This window comes from Lactococcus formosensis (genome assembly GCF_037892375.1).
Lineage (GTDB): Bacteria > Bacillota > Bacilli > Lactobacillales > Streptococcaceae > Lactococcus > Lactococcus formosensis.
On sequence record NZ_CP141721.1, the window covers coordinates 267,635 to 282,408 of the forward strand.

At 39.0% G+C, this 14,774-nt stretch carries 12 protein-coding genes and 1 riboswitch; of the genes, 2 read left to right on the forward strand and 10 right to left on the reverse strand.

Annotation, left to right across the window (positions count from 1 at the left end; genetic code table 11):
- The first annotated feature begins 15 nt into the window (after positions 1-15).
- Both VNN39_RS01340 and VNN39_RS01345 read left to right on the forward strand, forming a co-directional pair.
- Positions 16-2,160 carry an amino acid ABC transporter substrate-binding protein/permease gene (locus VNN39_RS01340; protein ID WP_017368877.1) on the forward strand — a complete coding sequence of 715 codons (2,145 nt, stop codon included), beginning with the start codon at positions 16-18 and terminating at the stop codon, positions 2,158-2,160.
- Between the two features lie 13 nt (positions 2,161-2,173).
- Positions 2,174-2,911 carry an amino acid ABC transporter ATP-binding protein gene (locus VNN39_RS01345; RefSeq protein WP_004259074.1) on the forward strand — a complete coding sequence of 246 codons (738 nt, stop codon included), beginning with the start codon at positions 2,174-2,176 and terminating at the stop codon, positions 2,909-2,911.
- 87 nt (positions 2,912-2,998) lie between these two features.
- On the opposite strand, the gene VNN39_RS01350 is transcribed toward VNN39_RS01345, so the two are convergent.
- From VNN39_RS01350 to VNN39_RS01395, 10 genes are all read right to left on the reverse strand, one after another.
- Positions 2,999-4,039 (reverse strand): cell division protein FtsQ/DivIB, encoded by a 1,041-nt coding sequence (locus VNN39_RS01350; RefSeq protein ID WP_165711399.1) that lies wholly within the window; start codon positions 4,037-4,039, stop codon positions 2,999-3,001.
- Entirely contained in the window at positions 4,039-5,133 is a 1,095-nt protein-coding gene (gene murG / locus VNN39_RS01355) for an undecaprenyldiphospho-muramoylpentapeptide beta-N-acetylglucosaminyltransferase (RefSeq protein ID WP_338997725.1), read from the reverse strand. Before murG ends, VNN39_RS01350 begins: the two co-directional genes overlap by 1 nt.
- A gap of 1 nt (position 5,134) precedes the next feature.
- Positions 5,135-6,496 (reverse strand): UDP-N-acetylmuramoyl-L-alanine--D-glutamate ligase, encoded by a 1,362-nt coding sequence (gene murD / locus VNN39_RS01360; protein WP_338997726.1) that lies wholly within the window; start codon positions 6,494-6,496, stop codon positions 5,135-5,137.
- Positions 6,497-6,634: 138 nt separating this feature from the next.
- Entirely contained in the window at positions 6,635-7,372 is a 738-nt protein-coding gene (locus VNN39_RS01365) for an amino acid ABC transporter ATP-binding protein (RefSeq protein WP_338997727.1), read from the reverse strand.
- On the reverse strand, positions 7,373-8,944 hold the full coding sequence (locus VNN39_RS01370) for an ABC transporter permease subunit (protein WP_338997728.1): 1,572 nt from the start codon (positions 8,942-8,944) through the stop codon (positions 7,373-7,375). It lies immediately after the preceding gene.
- A gap of 88 nt (positions 8,945-9,032) precedes the next feature.
- Positions 9,033-9,200, reverse strand: a riboswitch (Lysine riboswitch).
- A gap of 139 nt (positions 9,201-9,339) precedes the next feature.
- A complete protein-coding gene (locus VNN39_RS01375) occupies positions 9,340-10,830 on the reverse strand; it encodes a HAMP domain-containing histidine kinase (protein WP_338997729.1) in 1,491 nt (496 codons plus the stop codon).
- 87 nt (positions 10,831-10,917) lie between these two features.
- Positions 10,918-11,613, reverse strand: a complete 696-nt coding sequence (locus VNN39_RS01380) for a response regulator transcription factor (protein ID WP_017368870.1) — start codon at positions 11,611-11,613, stop codon at positions 10,918-10,920.
- A 100-nt stretch (positions 11,614-11,713) separates the two neighbouring features.
- Positions 11,714-12,265 (reverse strand): YceD family protein, encoded by a 552-nt coding sequence (locus tag VNN39_RS01385; RefSeq protein ID WP_165711405.1) that lies wholly within the window; start codon positions 12,263-12,265, stop codon positions 11,714-11,716.
- Positions 12,266-12,482: 217 nt separating this feature from the next.
- Positions 12,483-12,725, reverse strand: coding sequence for a type B 50S ribosomal protein L31 (locus VNN39_RS01390; protein WP_003135050.1), 243 nt, complete (start codon positions 12,723-12,725; stop codon positions 12,483-12,485).
- A 111-nt stretch (positions 12,726-12,836) separates the two neighbouring features.
- Positions 12,837-14,741 (reverse strand): fructose-specific PTS transporter subunit EIIC, encoded by a 1,905-nt coding sequence (locus VNN39_RS01395; protein WP_338997730.1) that lies wholly within the window; start codon positions 14,739-14,741, stop codon positions 12,837-12,839.
- Positions 14,742-14,774 lie beyond the last annotated feature (33 nt).

The following is a 14,774-nucleotide window of genomic DNA, read 5'->3' on the forward strand; positions in this document are numbered from 1 at the left end:
AGGAGAAATAATGAAATGAAGAAATTATTCCTTACATTATCTTTAATATTCGCCACGATTACTGGAATGTCCTTTGCGACTGCTCATAATGTTAGCGCTCAGGAAACCGTACGTATCGCGAGTGATAATGCTTATGCCCCTTTTGAATTCCAAGATTCAGATAAAAATTGGGTAGGTATCGATGTCGATATCATGAAGGAAGTCGCTAAAATCAATGACTGGAAACTTGAAATGACTTTCCCTGGATTTGATGCTGCTCTTCAAAACTTAAAAGCTGGAAAAGCTGATGCAGTCATCGCGGGGATGACAATCACAGACGAACGTAAACAAGTTTTTGATGTTTCAGATCCTTATTATACTTCAGCTATCACTTTAGCTACAACCAAGTCTTCTACACTTAAGAGCTATGATGAACTTAAAGGTAAAGCTGTTGGTGCTAAAAAAGGGACAGCTTCTTATGACTGGTTGCAAAAAAACCAAGATAAATACGGCTACACAATCAAAACTTACTCTGACGGTGTACATATGTTTGCATCATTGGCAGCTGGAAACATTGTAGGTGCAATGGATGAAGCTCCTGTCATTTCTTATGCCATCAATCAGGGGCAAGACTTGGCAATCAACCTTCCTTCATTCTCACTTCCTGGAGGTTATGGTTTTGCTGTAATGAAAGGTGAGAACTCTAAACTCATCGATGGCTTCAACAAAGCTTTGACTCAAATGAAAGCCAATGGCGAATACGACAAAATCGTACAAAAATACACTGGTGGTAAGAAAGCAACTCCTAAAAAAGATGTTTACACTATTGCCTCAGATAATAGCTTCGCCCCATTTGAATTCCAAAACACAGATAAAAAATTCACAGGTATTGATGTAGACTTGCTTAATGCTATCGCTAAGCAACAAGGCTTCAAAATCAAATGGAACCACGTTGGTTTCCAACCTGCGGTAGATGCAGTTCAAGCAGGACATGCTGACGCTATGATGGCGGGTATGTCAATCACTGACGCACGTAAAAAAGTCTTTGACTTTGGTGATGCTTATTACGATTCCAATCTAACACTTGCTGTTTCTAAGTCAAATGACGACATCAAGAAATGGGAAGATTTAAAAGGTAAGCAAGTAGGTGCCAAAAATGGGACAGCTTCTTATGATTACTTAACAAAAAACGAAAGCAAATACGGTTACACTTTAAAAACCTTTACCGACGCTACTTCAATGTATTCTTCATTGAACAATGGTTCAATTCAAGCCTTTATGGACGATGAGCCTGTAGTAAAATATGCCATTAAACAAGGGCAAGAATTTAAGACACCTTTTGAAGGTATCCCAACTGGTCAATACGGGTTCGCAGTGAAAAAAGGAACTAATCCTGAGCTTATCGAAATGTTCAACAACGGCCTTTCTTCACTACGTGCCAGCGGTCAATATCAAGAAATTATTGATAAATATTTAGCTTCAAAAACTGAATCCTCAACGGAATCAGAGACAGAAAGCACAATGCTTGGTATCTTGAAAAACAACTGGAAACAATTAGGTAAAGGACTTTGGATCACTATCCAACTCGCTTTAGTTTCCTTTGTTTTAGCAATGATTGTTGGTGTCATCTTCGGTCTCTTCTCAGCTAGCCCATCGCCAGCTCTACGTACAATTTCACGTATTTACGTCGACCTTAACCGTTCAATTCCACTTTTGGTATTAACAATTTTCATTTTTTATGGTATCCCAAATATGTTGCAACTCCTCACAGGTCATCAAAGTCCTTTGAATGAGTTTACAGCCGGTGTTATTGCCTTAACTCTTAACGAATCAGCCTATATCGCTGAAATCGTTCGCGGTGGTATTGCTGCTGTTCCAACTGGCCAAATGGAGGCCAGCCGCTCTCTTGGTATCCCTTATGTGAAAACAATGCGGAAAGTAATCTTGCCACAAGCTGTTAAGATCACCATTCCTAGCTTGATTAACCAATTTATCATTACTCTTAAAGATACAACCTTGGTATCTGTTATCGGATTGGTTGAACTCTTACAAGCAGGTCAAATCATCGTTGCACGTAACTTCCAAGCCTTCCGTGTCTACGGTTTGATTGGTCTGATTTACATGGTTGTTTTGCTTCTCTTGATGTGGGCAGGACGTCGCATCGAACAAAAAATGAAATAAGGAGATTAAAGATATGTCTGTACAAATCGAAGTTACTGATCTTCACAAAACATATGGTAAAAATGAGGTCCTCAAAGGTATCTCTGCAAAATTCAACAAAGGAGATGTTGTTTGTATTATCGGCCCCTCAGGTTCTGGTAAATCAACATTCCTTCGTACATTAAACGGTTTAGAAGACGCAACAAGTGGTGATGTCATTATCAACGGGTACAACCTTACAGATAAAAACACTGATATCAATTTAGTTCGCCAACATGTCGGCATGGTTTTCCAGCACTTCAACCTTTTCCCTAATATGACTGTTTTAGAAAACATCATGTATGCTCCTGTTGAGCTTAAAAAGCTTACAAAAACAGAAGCAAAAGAAAAAGCATTGCGTCTGCTTGAAGCTGTGGGGCTAGAAGAGAAAAAAGATACAATGCCTGAGATGCTTTCAGGTGGACAAAAACAACGTGTAGCTATTGCCCGTGCCTTAGCTATGGATCCTGATGTTATGCTCTTCGATGAGCCAACTTCAGCACTTGACCCTGAGATGGTTGGGGATGTCCTTGACCTTATGCGCCGTATCGCGGATGATGGTATGACCATGCTTATTGTCACACACGAGATGGGCTTTGCACGTAAAGTTGCCAACCGTGTCATGTTTACAGATGCAGGTGTTATCCTTGAGGATGGCAAACCAGAAGACATCTTTGAAAACCCTCAACATCCACGTCTGCAAGACTTCTTGTCTAAAGTATTGAATGCGTAAAAAGAAAACGTTTGTCTCTTTGAAAGAAACAAACGTTTTTTTAGTAAGATAATATAACAAAACTGAAAGGCTATCCTTTCAGTTTTGTTATTGGGTTGCTGTAATTTCAGTTGTATTTTCTGAGGATTTTTTATTTCCTTCAGGATTTTTTAGATCAGCCAGATAATCTTCTTTTGGCTTTGCATAAATTCCTGCTTCCATATCAATCACTTGTGGCGCTTGAAGTTGCTTCGCAATGCTTGGATAGTAAGGAACCTTTTCTGTAATTTGACTGAGAGAAACCCGTACCTGATTTCCATCTGACATATCCAAAGCAATGAAGTCTTTGGTTACTTTAGTCGGCGTCTTTGTAACTGTCGTAATCAATCGACGTATCTCAGGCTTCAGTTTCATATAGGCTGTAATAAACTTCTCTACCTCTTCATCGGAAAAGTTTTTGAGCACCGGAAGGCTAGAAATTTTATCCTTAGCTACTTCTTGGTCTTTGAGGATATAACCACTTTCTAGTACTTGATAAGTTTTACCTTTTTGTTCCACATAAGCAACTTTTTCGAACTCTGTGACCTTTGCTTCGATATTGTTGGGGAAGCTTACGTGTAAATTAACGGCTTTGACACGAGGAAATTGCTGAACAATACTATTTTCAATAGCTCGTCTATTTCTAAGTACTCCATAAATCCTATCTGTTGGCTTCAAACGTGAAGCCTGTACGATAGATTCAAAAGACTCATTTTTGTTACCTGATACCGAAAATGTTCCAATTTTACTTATCGGAGATACCGCATAGATCGAAGTTAAAAACAATACGATTGCCAAGAGTAAGACGGGCCACATCTTCTTAAAAACTTCGAAACTCCCTTCAAAAAAAGAAGGCTCCGGTTCTTGCTCTTCACCAAAATCCTCCACAAAATCATTTGAGTATCCTTGCTCAAATTCTTCTGCTTCTATAAAAGATTCTTGATGCTCAATTTTTTCCTGAGCTTCGGTAGAATCATCTTCATTATCTTCTTTTTTCTTTAAAAACTTCCGTTTTTTGGGTTCTTCAGACTTTTCTTGATTTTCAGCTGCTTTACGGCGCTGGTATTCAAGATTTTTCTTTTGCCAAGGCGTAAGGTTTTCTTCACTCATTATTTTTTTATTTCTTTCACAAGTTGATAGAGTCGGTCACTAGCATCAGGTACACCTGCTTTTTTGCTGGCTATAGACATAGCTTGATAAAGCTCTTCGTCAGAAAAGATTTCAGAAATACTCGCAAGCATTGTATCTGCTGTAAGTTCCGCATCTTTAATCATCTTAGCAGCACCAATGTCCACAAGGGCTTGGGCATTCTTTGTTTGATGGTCTGCTGTAACGTTTGGACTAGGTACAAAAATCGTCGGCAAGCCAAGTGCAGTAATTTCAGCAATTGTCGTCGCACCTGCACGACACAATATTAAATCTGATGATGCAAGAACTTCGAGCATATTCGAAATATAAGGACGAATCGCAATATTTGTAGCATCGGCATATTTTGTAAACTCTTCATGGTCTTCATCAAAATAGATTTGTCCTGAAGCATAGACAATTTGATAATCTGCTCCCGCAAACTTTGGTAGAGCAGCTTTTACTGCCTCATTAATTGTTTGGGCACCGCGTGACCCACCAAAAATAACTACCGTTTTCTTATCTTTTTGGAGCTGATATTCTGTTTCCAAAATATCGGTAGCTTTTAAAGTTGCAACTTCCTGAGCGCGTGGGTTACCAGCAAAAACTGTTTTGGCTTCTGGGAAGAAAGGCTTGGCTGCTTCAAAAGCAACCGCAACTTTATCCACATATTTACTCAAGAACTTATTTGTTATCCCTGGAATTGAGTTTTGTTCATGAACAATAGTTGGAACATTGAGCTTAGCTGCTGCGTAAAGTACCGGTCCAGCCACATAGCCTCCTGTTCCAATAACCACATCAGGTTTAAAATCCTTAACAATTTTCTTCGCATCTGATGTAGATTTCAGGAACTTGTAGATTGTCTTAAAGTTATTTAAAGAAAGGCTACGACGAAAACCTTGTACATCTACGGTTTTAAAAGGCACACCTGCTGCAGGTACAATCTTGCTCTCCAAGCCACGTTCGGTACCTACATAAAGGATCTCTGAATTCGGCTCTATAGTCTTCAGATGATTTATAAAGGCTAGTGCAGGATAGATATGACCTCCCGTTCCGCCTCCTGTTACAATAATTCTCATACTATTTCCATTCACCTTTCAATTCTTCGAAAGCTTTGATAAACATGTCTCCTCGTTCTTCAAAGGTCTTATACTGATCCCAGCTGGCACAAGCAGGACTAAGTAAAATCGTATCTCCATCCGCTGTTTTTTCAAAAATTTCTTTCAGTGCAGTTGCAACATTTTCACTGTGGAGCGTTGGAATTTGTAATTGGTCAGCAAGCTCTTGCAGCTTCGGTGCAGTTTCCCCAAAGAGAACCATACCTTTAATTCCTGTTACAGAATCCGCGAGTTCTTCAAAGCCATTTCCGCGGTCTAATCCGCCAGCTAAGAGCCATAAGCGACTGTTTTCAAAACCTGACAATGCTTTTTCTGTAGCCAGTATATTCGTGGCTTTACTGTCATTGTAAACTTTACGTCCTGCAAGTTTACCGAGATACTGCAAACGGTGCTTCACACCTGAAAAACTGGTTAATACTTCAATAATTGCCTCATTTTTAGCACCTGAAAGCTTAGCAACTGCTATTGCAGCCAATGCATTTTCAAGATTATGCTCTCCAGGTAAAGCCAAGTCTACTGCTTCCATGATGAATTCATCACGGAAATAAAGTTTACCTTCCAGCGAATAAGCGCCATTAACTTTATTTTCCGTCGCAAATGGCACAACTTGAGCTGCTGTATGCTCTGCTAGAGTACGACATTTATCCTGATTAAAGTTGAGAATAAGGTATTGCTCAGAAGTTAAGTTTTCTTGAATCCGCCATTTTGCAGCTTCATAAGCTTCCTGTGATCCATGGTAATCTAAATGCGATGAAAAGATATTAGTAATGAGAGCGATTTGAGGCTTGAAGTCTACAATTCCCATCAGTTGAAAACTTGAGAGTTCCATCACCAAAGTATCTTGAGCAGTCGCATGGGCAGCTACTTCAGAGGCAGGAAAACCAATATTTCCTGCTAATTTTGCAGATTGCCCGTCTGCATTTAAAATATCTGCTATCAGCGTTGTTGTTGTTGTTTTACCATTGGTTCCAGTAATCCCAATAATTGGGGCTTCCGAAACAAGATAAGCAAGTTCTACTTCCGTAATAACTGGAATCTTTTTATCCAATGCTTTCTTTATCATTGGGTTATCATAACGAATACCTGGATTTTTTACCATAAAATCAAAATCTTCGTCTAAAAGTTCAAGGGGATGGCTACCACAGATAACTTCAATGCCTTCTTCCAAAAGGGCTTGTGCGGCAGGGTTTTCTTCAAAAGCCTTTCCGTCATTTACAGTTACGTGTGCACCTAGAGTATGAAGCAAGCGGGCTGCAGCTTCTCCTGATTTTGCTAATCCAAGGATGAGTACTTTTTTTTCTTCAAAAGTTTTGATTTTTTTCATTGTTCCTATTCTTTCTACTTCCCTCTATTTTACCGCTATTTACCTATTTTTTCAATATAGAGTTTGTATTTGAAAGTTTTACTATGAAAATAAGATATCTTTTGCAAAGAAAAAAGAGCAAGTTTATGCTCTCTTTATTTAAGCTTTCAAGAAGCGTGAAAGAAATGCACGCGTCCGTTCTTCTTTCGGAGCTCCGAAGATTTCTGCTGGTCGTCCTTCTTCAGCGATAACCCCTTTATCCATGAAAATTACACGATCACTTACATCACGCGCGAATTCCATTTCATGAGTGACGATAACCATTGTTAAGCCTGTTTCAGCCAGTCCTTTCATTGTCTGTAAGACTTCGCCTACCATTTCAGGATCAAGTGCTGAAGTCGGCTCGTCAAATAAAATCACGTCTGGATTCATGGAAATCGCACGAGCAATTGCCACACGTTGTTTTTGTCCGCCGGAGAGTTGTGCAGGTTTGGCATTAGCAAAGCTTGCCATCCCCACTTTTTCTAGATTGTCGAGTGCAACAGATCGAGCTTCTTCCTGGCTTTTTTTCAATACTGTAACTTGCCCAGCCATAACATTTTCGATAACATTCATATTGTTAAACAAGTTGAAACTTTGGAACACCATACCAAGATGCGTGCGATACTTTGGAATATCAAAGCCTTTTTCTAAAACATTTTCACCTTTATAAATTATTTCTCCACCAGAAGGTTTCTCCAATAAATTAATCGAACGAAGTAATGTTGATTTACCACTTCCAGATGAGCCAATAATCGAAATAACTTCGCCCTGATTTACCGTCAAGTGAATATCTTTCAACACTTCATTACTACCAAATGATTTTTTTAAATGATTGATTTCTAAGATTGCTGTCATTTAAGCGTCCCCCGGTTCTTGTACTTGCATTTGATTTTGGATTGGGACATATGCATCTGGTCCATCCATTTTTCTTTCTACGAAGCGTAGAATACGTGTCACTGTAAATGTTAAGACAAAGTAAATTGCACAGATTACAGCAAAGGTTTGGAAATACATAAAGTTTTGTTGCGCCACTGTTGTCCCTTGGAAAAAGAGCTCTGTTACTGAAATTACAGACAAGACTGATGTATCTTTAATATTAATGACAAATTCATTTCCTGTTGCGGGAAGAATATTTCGTAAGACTTGTGGCAGAACAACTTTACGCATAGTTTGTCCATGAGTCATACCAATAGCTTGTGCAGCTTCGAATTGCCCTTGATCAACAGAGAAAATTCCGCCCCGTACAATCTCAGACATATAAGCACCCGTATTGATGGACACAATAATGAGTGCAGCTAAAGTCCGATCTAAGCTCAATCCGAAAGCTAGAGCGGTTCCGTAGTAAAGCACCATTGCTTGAACAATCATTGGTGTTCCACGGAAAATTTCAATATAAGCTGAAATGAACCAGCCAAATACTTTATGTAAAAAGGCTAAAAATTTATTACTGATTTCTGGAATAGTACGATAAACACCAATAAGAAGACCTAATATCGTACCAATAATCGTACCAATCAGAGAGATGAATAAAGTCATCCCTGTACCATTAAGAAACTGTTTACCGTTATCTCTTACAATACTGATAATTTGATCATACCAAGCGCCTTGTGTTTTGGCTTCTGGCTGGGCAGCAATCATTTCATCCATCAGATCTTTTTGATCTTGAGGCGTAAAACTTGTCAAAAAGCTGTTAATCACAGGCAAGTTGGGGTCATTTTTACGTAAACCTACTGCGACTGTTGTATCATCAGAGTTTGTAACAAAACCTTTTCCTTCGCTAAATTCAATCATTTTGAAGTCTGGGTTTGCTTTTTCTGCTGTCACTCCTTCTGGACGTTCAGCCACATAACCATCGATAGCTCCACTCTGTAAAGCCACTCGCATGCTTGAAAAATCTTTCATTGCTGTTTGCTTATTAACACTTTCAATCTGGTCAATCATGTTATAGTGGAAAGTCCCCAGCTGGGCAGTAATTTTTGCACCAGAGAAGTCTGCTAAGCTCGATGCTTGAGCAAAGGGGCCGCCACTTTTGACCATCATTACAAGGTTAGATGTATAATACGGCTCTGAAAAGGCAATTTGTTCTCTGCGTTCAGCAGTTGGTGACATCCCTGCGATAATGCCATCAATCTTCCCAGATTTCAGTGCAGGAAGCAAACCATCCCAGCTTGATTTTACAATCACCAATTCTTTATTTAACTTGTCTGCAAGTTTTTTTGCTACTTGTACATCGTAACCATTTGCCCATTGACCATCCACACCATCAATAGGGACAGCACCGTTGCTATCATCATATTGTGTCCAGTTAAAAGGGGCATACGCAGCCTCCATTCCGACACGGAACTGATCTGCACTCACTTTTGAACTCCCGATAAATAATGCCGTAAACAACGTCGCGACAAGTAAGAATAAGTTTTTTCTTCTCATAATACTCTCTCTTTCATTTTTCCAAATAAAAAGCAACCTTTACACAGAGAGGTTGCTAAACGTTGTACGTGATTCATATTATCAGTAAGTAACGAATAGCACTCCGCAAAACTGCGACAGTTCAGCAAGTATCCCTTGCTGCCCCAACGAACTCACCTGGACGAGTGAATTCATTTCGGCAATGTCTCCTCCGTTTTACTTCAACGCTTGTCCAGCTCAGTAAAACTTCCTATTCATTGCGACCTCTATCATTTTATTTGTATATTGTAATTTAAATCTTAACCTTTTTTTAAATGAATGTCAACAATTTTCTCTAATTATCAAAAAACTCGAAAAATAAGAGCAAGATTAAAAGCCTAACAAGTACTTTTAGATACTCACTAGACTTTTTAAGTTTATTTAATCTTAGGAATTTTTAAAGTAAATTTTGAACCCTCTCCTACAACGGAAGTCACGCTAACATCTCCCTCATAGTTCTCCACTATACGTTGAATAATAGATAGCCCAAGCCCAGTTCCTCCTATATCTCGATTTCGTGCTTTATCCGCACGGAAGAAACGTTCAAATACATGTTTTAAATCTTCTTGGCTAATACCATAACCACGGTCCTCCACAGTTGTAATGATATATTCATCATCTTCTTCAAGATGTATCTGGACTTCTTGACGATCTTCAGGCGAGTATTTTATCGCATTATCAATCAATATTTTCAAACCTTGCTCATAATGGTTGGGATATATATGTGCTAATCTTCCTGATGGCAAGTCATTTTCAACAGTTAACTTTAAATCAGGATGGATGAGTAGAAAATTTTTCTTAAGAAAATTCGAAACTTCTGTTGGATCACAGATTAGGTCTTCATCTTGAAAATCAATGCTTTCAAGACGCGCCAATGCGAGCATCTCTTCCAACATCGTTCTCATCGTACTAACTTCTTCTATACTGGCCTGTAAAGACTCCTCAAGCACTTCAGGATCATTTTTCCCCCAACGATTCAAGAGATTCAAATGCCCATCCAAAACTGCAAGTGGCGTCCGTAACTCATGACTGACATCGGAAACAAAACGTTTCTGCTGATCAACGTAATCATTAAGCTTGATCATCATATCATTATAAACTGTTGCAAGTTCCTCAATTTCATCCCCCGTCTGAATAACGACAGGTTTGAAATCTGCCTTCAAATTATTGGCACGTGTAGTGATTGCATCGTGCAAATGTTCCAAAGGCTTGATATAGCGACTCGCCATAAAGTAACCAACAAACTGAGCTATAAAGAGAGCTATAATTTCTAAGATAATCAAGGCAACAAGTAGCTTTGTACGCACACTATAATAATAGCTCATATCATAAAAAGCCTGTACATAGCCGATCAGTTCACCCGTTTTTTTGGAGTGCACAGGTCGCTCCACCAAATAACCAGAATATTCGCCAAATGTACGTACAGCTTGCGATGAATTACCCACATCTTTCCTTAGAGGAAAACCATACGAATTGGTCGAGTAAATCAGGTTCTCACCTACATCGAAGACATAAAAGGACTTTCTTGAACCAATCATACTTCCTAGTGTTTCAAGTTCATTTTCTCTTCCCTGACTGGAGGCTGTGTAGTCTTTGGCATAAGCCAAATAATTCGCAAGATTTTCTTCTGACAGTTTGTTTACCGATTGGGACAGACTTTGTTCAACATTATTTAAAGCCCTCATCATATCCTCTTTTTCAGAATTGATGAAAGTAGTTATCGTTAGTTGATAAACCAATACTGTAAAAATAGTGAAAGTAATAAAACAAAAAATCGTATTTGCAAATGCCCAACGTAGCATGATGCTCCGCTTACGCTCGGGAAGACTTTCTGTTTTTTTCTTCTTAGAATCAAAAAATTTTACCATGTCGCACTTTTCTATTTCTTTTCAGCGCCATAAAAGGAATAAATCTAGTGGCAAAACCACTAGAAATCTTCTTATGTATTCTCTATGTTATTTGCGGTCACGCATGACATATCCCATGCCACGAACAGTTTGGATATAACTTTCACGGCCTTCGACATCAATCTTGTTACGTAGGTAACGGATATAAACGTCAACAACGTTTGTTTCTGTACCTTCTTCGTAACCCCATACTTCAGAAACCAAGTATTCGCGTGTTACGACGTCCCCCACATTTTGCATCAAAGTCAAGAGTAAGTCGTACTCACGACGTGTAAGGTCAATGACTTTTTTACCACGGTGTACTGTGCGGTTTGTTTTATCAATTACCAAGTCACGGAATGAAGTGTTGTCTGACTTTTCAACAGTATGGATATGATCTTCACGACGGAAGAGTGAACGCACACGTGCTAACAACTCTTCAATTGCGAATGGTTTTGTAATATAATCATCCGCTCCAATATCAAGACCAGCAACACGGTCCATTGTTGAATCACGTGCAGTCATCATGATAATGTGTGTATCTTTTTCACGGCGTAAGCGTCGTGCAACTTCAAAGCCATCCAGCTCTGGGAGCATCAAGTCAAGCAAAATCAAATCATAATCTTTTGACATCGCTTCTTCAAGACCTTTACGACCATTGTCTTGAACCGCAGTTTGATACCCTTCGTGTTCAAGCTCAAGTGAAACAAATCTCGCAATGTTTTTATCGTCCTCGATAATTAAAATACGTTTAGATGAATTCATAGTTTAGCCTCATTAATATCTTTTCTTTTAATTTTATTTTCTCTATAATGAAATTATAATATAATTGTAATTTTGTTGCAAGTGTTTTATGAGATTTTTATTAATTCTTTTCTTCAGAAAAGAGATCTGCCAACCCTGCAAAAGGGGATTTATTTTCTTTGTCTGCTTCTTCTTCTTTTTGCTTCTGATAGTCTGCTTCAGACAAGACAGCCCAGTTCTTACCAGAAGGCAAACTTGCTGCACCAACTTTCTCATCTTCTGCTAAAATCTGTAGCGGAATTTCTAAAAGAATATTATCAGCAACTGATTCTGACAGACTAATCCAATCTGCTTCCAATGTAAATATCATGTCACTATCCAGTAAATCTTCATTCTTTTTAAGAAATTCTTCAGTTGTGAAAGCTTCATTAACGGCGATTGACATGAGGTACTCTACGGGCTTTAAACTGCGTGATGAGGGCAAAGTCAAATCCACTTCCAGTGTATAATCCAAGTAATAGATACCGTCATCATAGGCGATTTGCCCTTGAACCTTTACAGGCTTTGCATCAAGAATCTCTTCTGAGCGTTGCTTAAGCTCTTGTGTTAAATCAAGTTCTTCCTCAAATTTAATTGTTTTCTTTTTTGATACTTCTAAAATAGACCATTTCATATTTCATTTTTCCTTTATCTTTATAGTAAGTTTAAAATAAGGCATATTCAAGCATGCCTTTAATTTTATATGTGTGTACTATCTGTTTCTATTATATGATATTTTTTTTAATTTTTATAGCCCAATGAACTAAAAGACATTTAGAATTTACTCCTTATTCTCCTTGATTGAATTTAGAAAATTAAAACGATAATAAAAAAGCGCCGAAGCACTTTTTTTATTTTCCATATTTCTTGTTGAAACGAGCGATACGTCCGTCTGCTGCTTGGAATTTTTGACGGCCAGTGTAGAATGGGTGTGAGTCAGAAGAGATTTCCACACGAATCAATGGATAAGTGTTTCCGTCTTCCCATTCAACAGTTTCTTTCGAACCTTTAGTTGAACCGCTCAAGAATTTAAAACCAGTTGTTGTATCTAAGAATACAACAGGTTGGTAATTAGGATGGATGTCTTTTTTCATTTTGCAAAATTTCCTTTCTGCCTTGGACTGTTTGCCAGACCAAAGTTTGTTAGACCTTAATATTCTAACAGATTTGTTGCTGAAATTCAAGCTTTTTTGTTATTTAAAATATTATTTTTCTTTTTTCAAATAACCAAACATCAAACCAGAAACAAGAGCACCAATCAAAACAAAGAGAAGGTATAAAAGTGGTCCATTTGTTAGAGCTAAAACGAAGATACCTCCATGTGGCGCCATCAATTTAAGACCTGCTGCACCAACCAGTCCACCTGCTAAGGCTGAACCAACAACAAATGAAGGAATAGCACGCGCTGGGTCAGCAGCACCGAAAGGAATTGATCCTTCTGTAATAAATGAAAGTCCCATAACAATATTTGTTAAACCTGATTGACGTTCTTCTTTTGTAAATTTATTTTTGAAGAAGAGAACGGCAACTGTCGTTGCAAGAGGTGGAACCATACCACCAGCCATAACTGCTGCCATTACAACTGAACCACCAGTGGCAACACTTGCGGCCAATGTTCCTGTACCGAAGATATAAGCAGCTTTATTGATTGGACCACCAAGGTCAACCGCCATCATACCACCAACGATAATACCAAGCACTAAAGCTGATGCTCCATTAAGGCTGTTCAAGAAGTTTGAAAGGCCTGTATTGATTGCTGCCATCGGAATATTGATGAAAAGCATGAGCAATCCTGTGATAAATGTTCCTAAAAGTGGGAAAATCAAGATGGCTTTAATCCCGTCTAACGACTTAGGCAAGACAGTCAAGAGCTTACGCAAGAGGAGGATAACACCACCAGCAATGAAACCACCAACTAATGCGCCAAGGAAACCTGAAGGAATCATTGCAGCTGGATCAAGTTTGCCAAAAGCAAGACCAGAGGCAGCCATTGAACCAGCGACGAAACCTGCAACTAAACCAGGCTTATCTGCAATCGAGTTGGCGATAAAACCAGCTAGGACTGGAAGCATGAAGGCAAAGGCTGCGCCCCCGATATTTTTAAAGTAAGCTGCGATTGGATGATAAGAGCCAAGGTTGGCCAATTGATCTTTTGGAACACCCATCGATTGGTCAATCAAGAAGGCAAGAGCAATCAAGATACCGCCACCAACGACGAATGGTAACATTGCGGATACCCCACCCATAAGGTGCTTGTAGAAGGCTTTACCAATACCGCCAGAGCTTTCTTCTTTTGCCTCATCAGCAGCATCAGCTTCAAATTTAGGTGCATTACCAGAAACTGCCTTATTAATGAGTTCTTCGGGTTGGCGAATAGCGGCAGCAACAGGAACTTGCACCATCGGTTTTCCTGCAAAACGGTTCATTTCCACTTTCTTATCCGCTGCAACGATGATACCGTCAGCTTTTTGGATATCTTCAGCAGTCAGCTTGTGGTCAATCCCACGCGCCCCGTTTGTTTCAACTTTGATGGCAATGCCCATCTCAGCAGCTTGTTTTTTAAGTGCTTCTTCAGCCATATAAGTATGTGCAATACCTGTCGTACATGCTGTCACGGCTAAAACATAATGCTCGCTATCAGTGACTTGCTCAATTTCTTCTGTCTCTTCAGAGAAAAGCTCTAACACTTGACGTGGATATTTTGCTTCTTTTACTTTGTCTGTAAATCCAGCTTGCAAGAGGAACTTAGAAAGTTGTGCTAAAGCTTCCAAGTGTGTGTCATTTGCACCTTCTGGTGCTGCAATCATGAAGAAAAGATTGACAGGTTTTCCGTCTAGGGCTGCATAATCAACACCTGCGTTTGATTTTGCAAACAGAACAACAGCTTCATTAACTGCTTTGTTCTTGCTGTGTGGCATAGCAATACCATCGCCCAAACCAGTTGAAGTTTGCGCTTCACGGGCCATGATTCCAGCTTTAAAGGTATCAAAATCACTAACGTAACCTTCTGCGACTAACTTGTTTACCATCTCATCAACAGCAGCTTCTTTTGTCGTTGCTTGAAGGTCCAAAATCATGACTTCTGTTTTGAGTAAATCTTTGATTTCCATAATCTTCCTCTTTTCTAATCTTCGCTTATTTTT

Coding starts and splice junctions, on each gene's coding strand:
- VNN39_RS01380 (WP_017368870.1), bottom strand. CDS start 11,613: ATGAATTCATCTAAACGTATTTTAATTATCGAGGACGATAAAAACATT.
- VNN39_RS01395 (WP_338997730.1), bottom strand. CDS start 14,741: ATGGAAATCAAAGATTTACTCAAAACAGAAGTCATGATTTTGGACCTT.
- VNN39_RS01345 (WP_004259074.1), top strand. CDS start 2,174: ATGTCTGTACAAATCGAAGTTACTGATCTTCACAAAACATATGGTAAA.
- VNN39_RS01350 (WP_165711399.1), bottom strand. CDS start 4,039: ATGAGTGAAGAAAACCTTACGCCTTGGCAAAAGAAAAATCTTGAATAC.
- murG (WP_338997725.1), bottom strand. CDS start 5,133: ATGAGAATTATTGTAACAGGAGGCGGAACGGGAGGTCATATCTATCCT.
- murD (WP_338997726.1), bottom strand. CDS start 6,496: ATGAAAAAAATCAAAACTTTTGAAGAAAAAAAAGTACTCATCCTTGGA.
- VNN39_RS01370 (WP_338997728.1), bottom strand. CDS start 8,944: ATGAGAAGAAAAAACTTATTCTTACTTGTCGCGACGTTGTTTACGGCA.
- VNN39_RS01375 (WP_338997729.1), bottom strand. CDS start 10,830: ATGGTAAAATTTTTTGATTCTAAGAAGAAAAAAACAGAAAGTCTTCCC.
- VNN39_RS01385 (WP_165711405.1), bottom strand. CDS start 12,265: ATGAAATGGTCTATTTTAGAAGTATCAAAAAAGAAAACAATTAAATTT.
- VNN39_RS01390 (WP_003135050.1), bottom strand. CDS start 12,725: ATGAAAAAAGACATCCATCCTAATTACCAACCTGTTGTATTCTTAGAT.
- VNN39_RS01340 (WP_017368877.1), top strand. CDS start 16: ATGAAGAAATTATTCCTTACATTATCTTTAATATTCGCCACGATTACT.
- VNN39_RS01365 (WP_338997727.1), bottom strand. CDS start 7,372: ATGACAGCAATCTTAGAAATCAATCATTTAAAAAAATCATTTGGTAGT.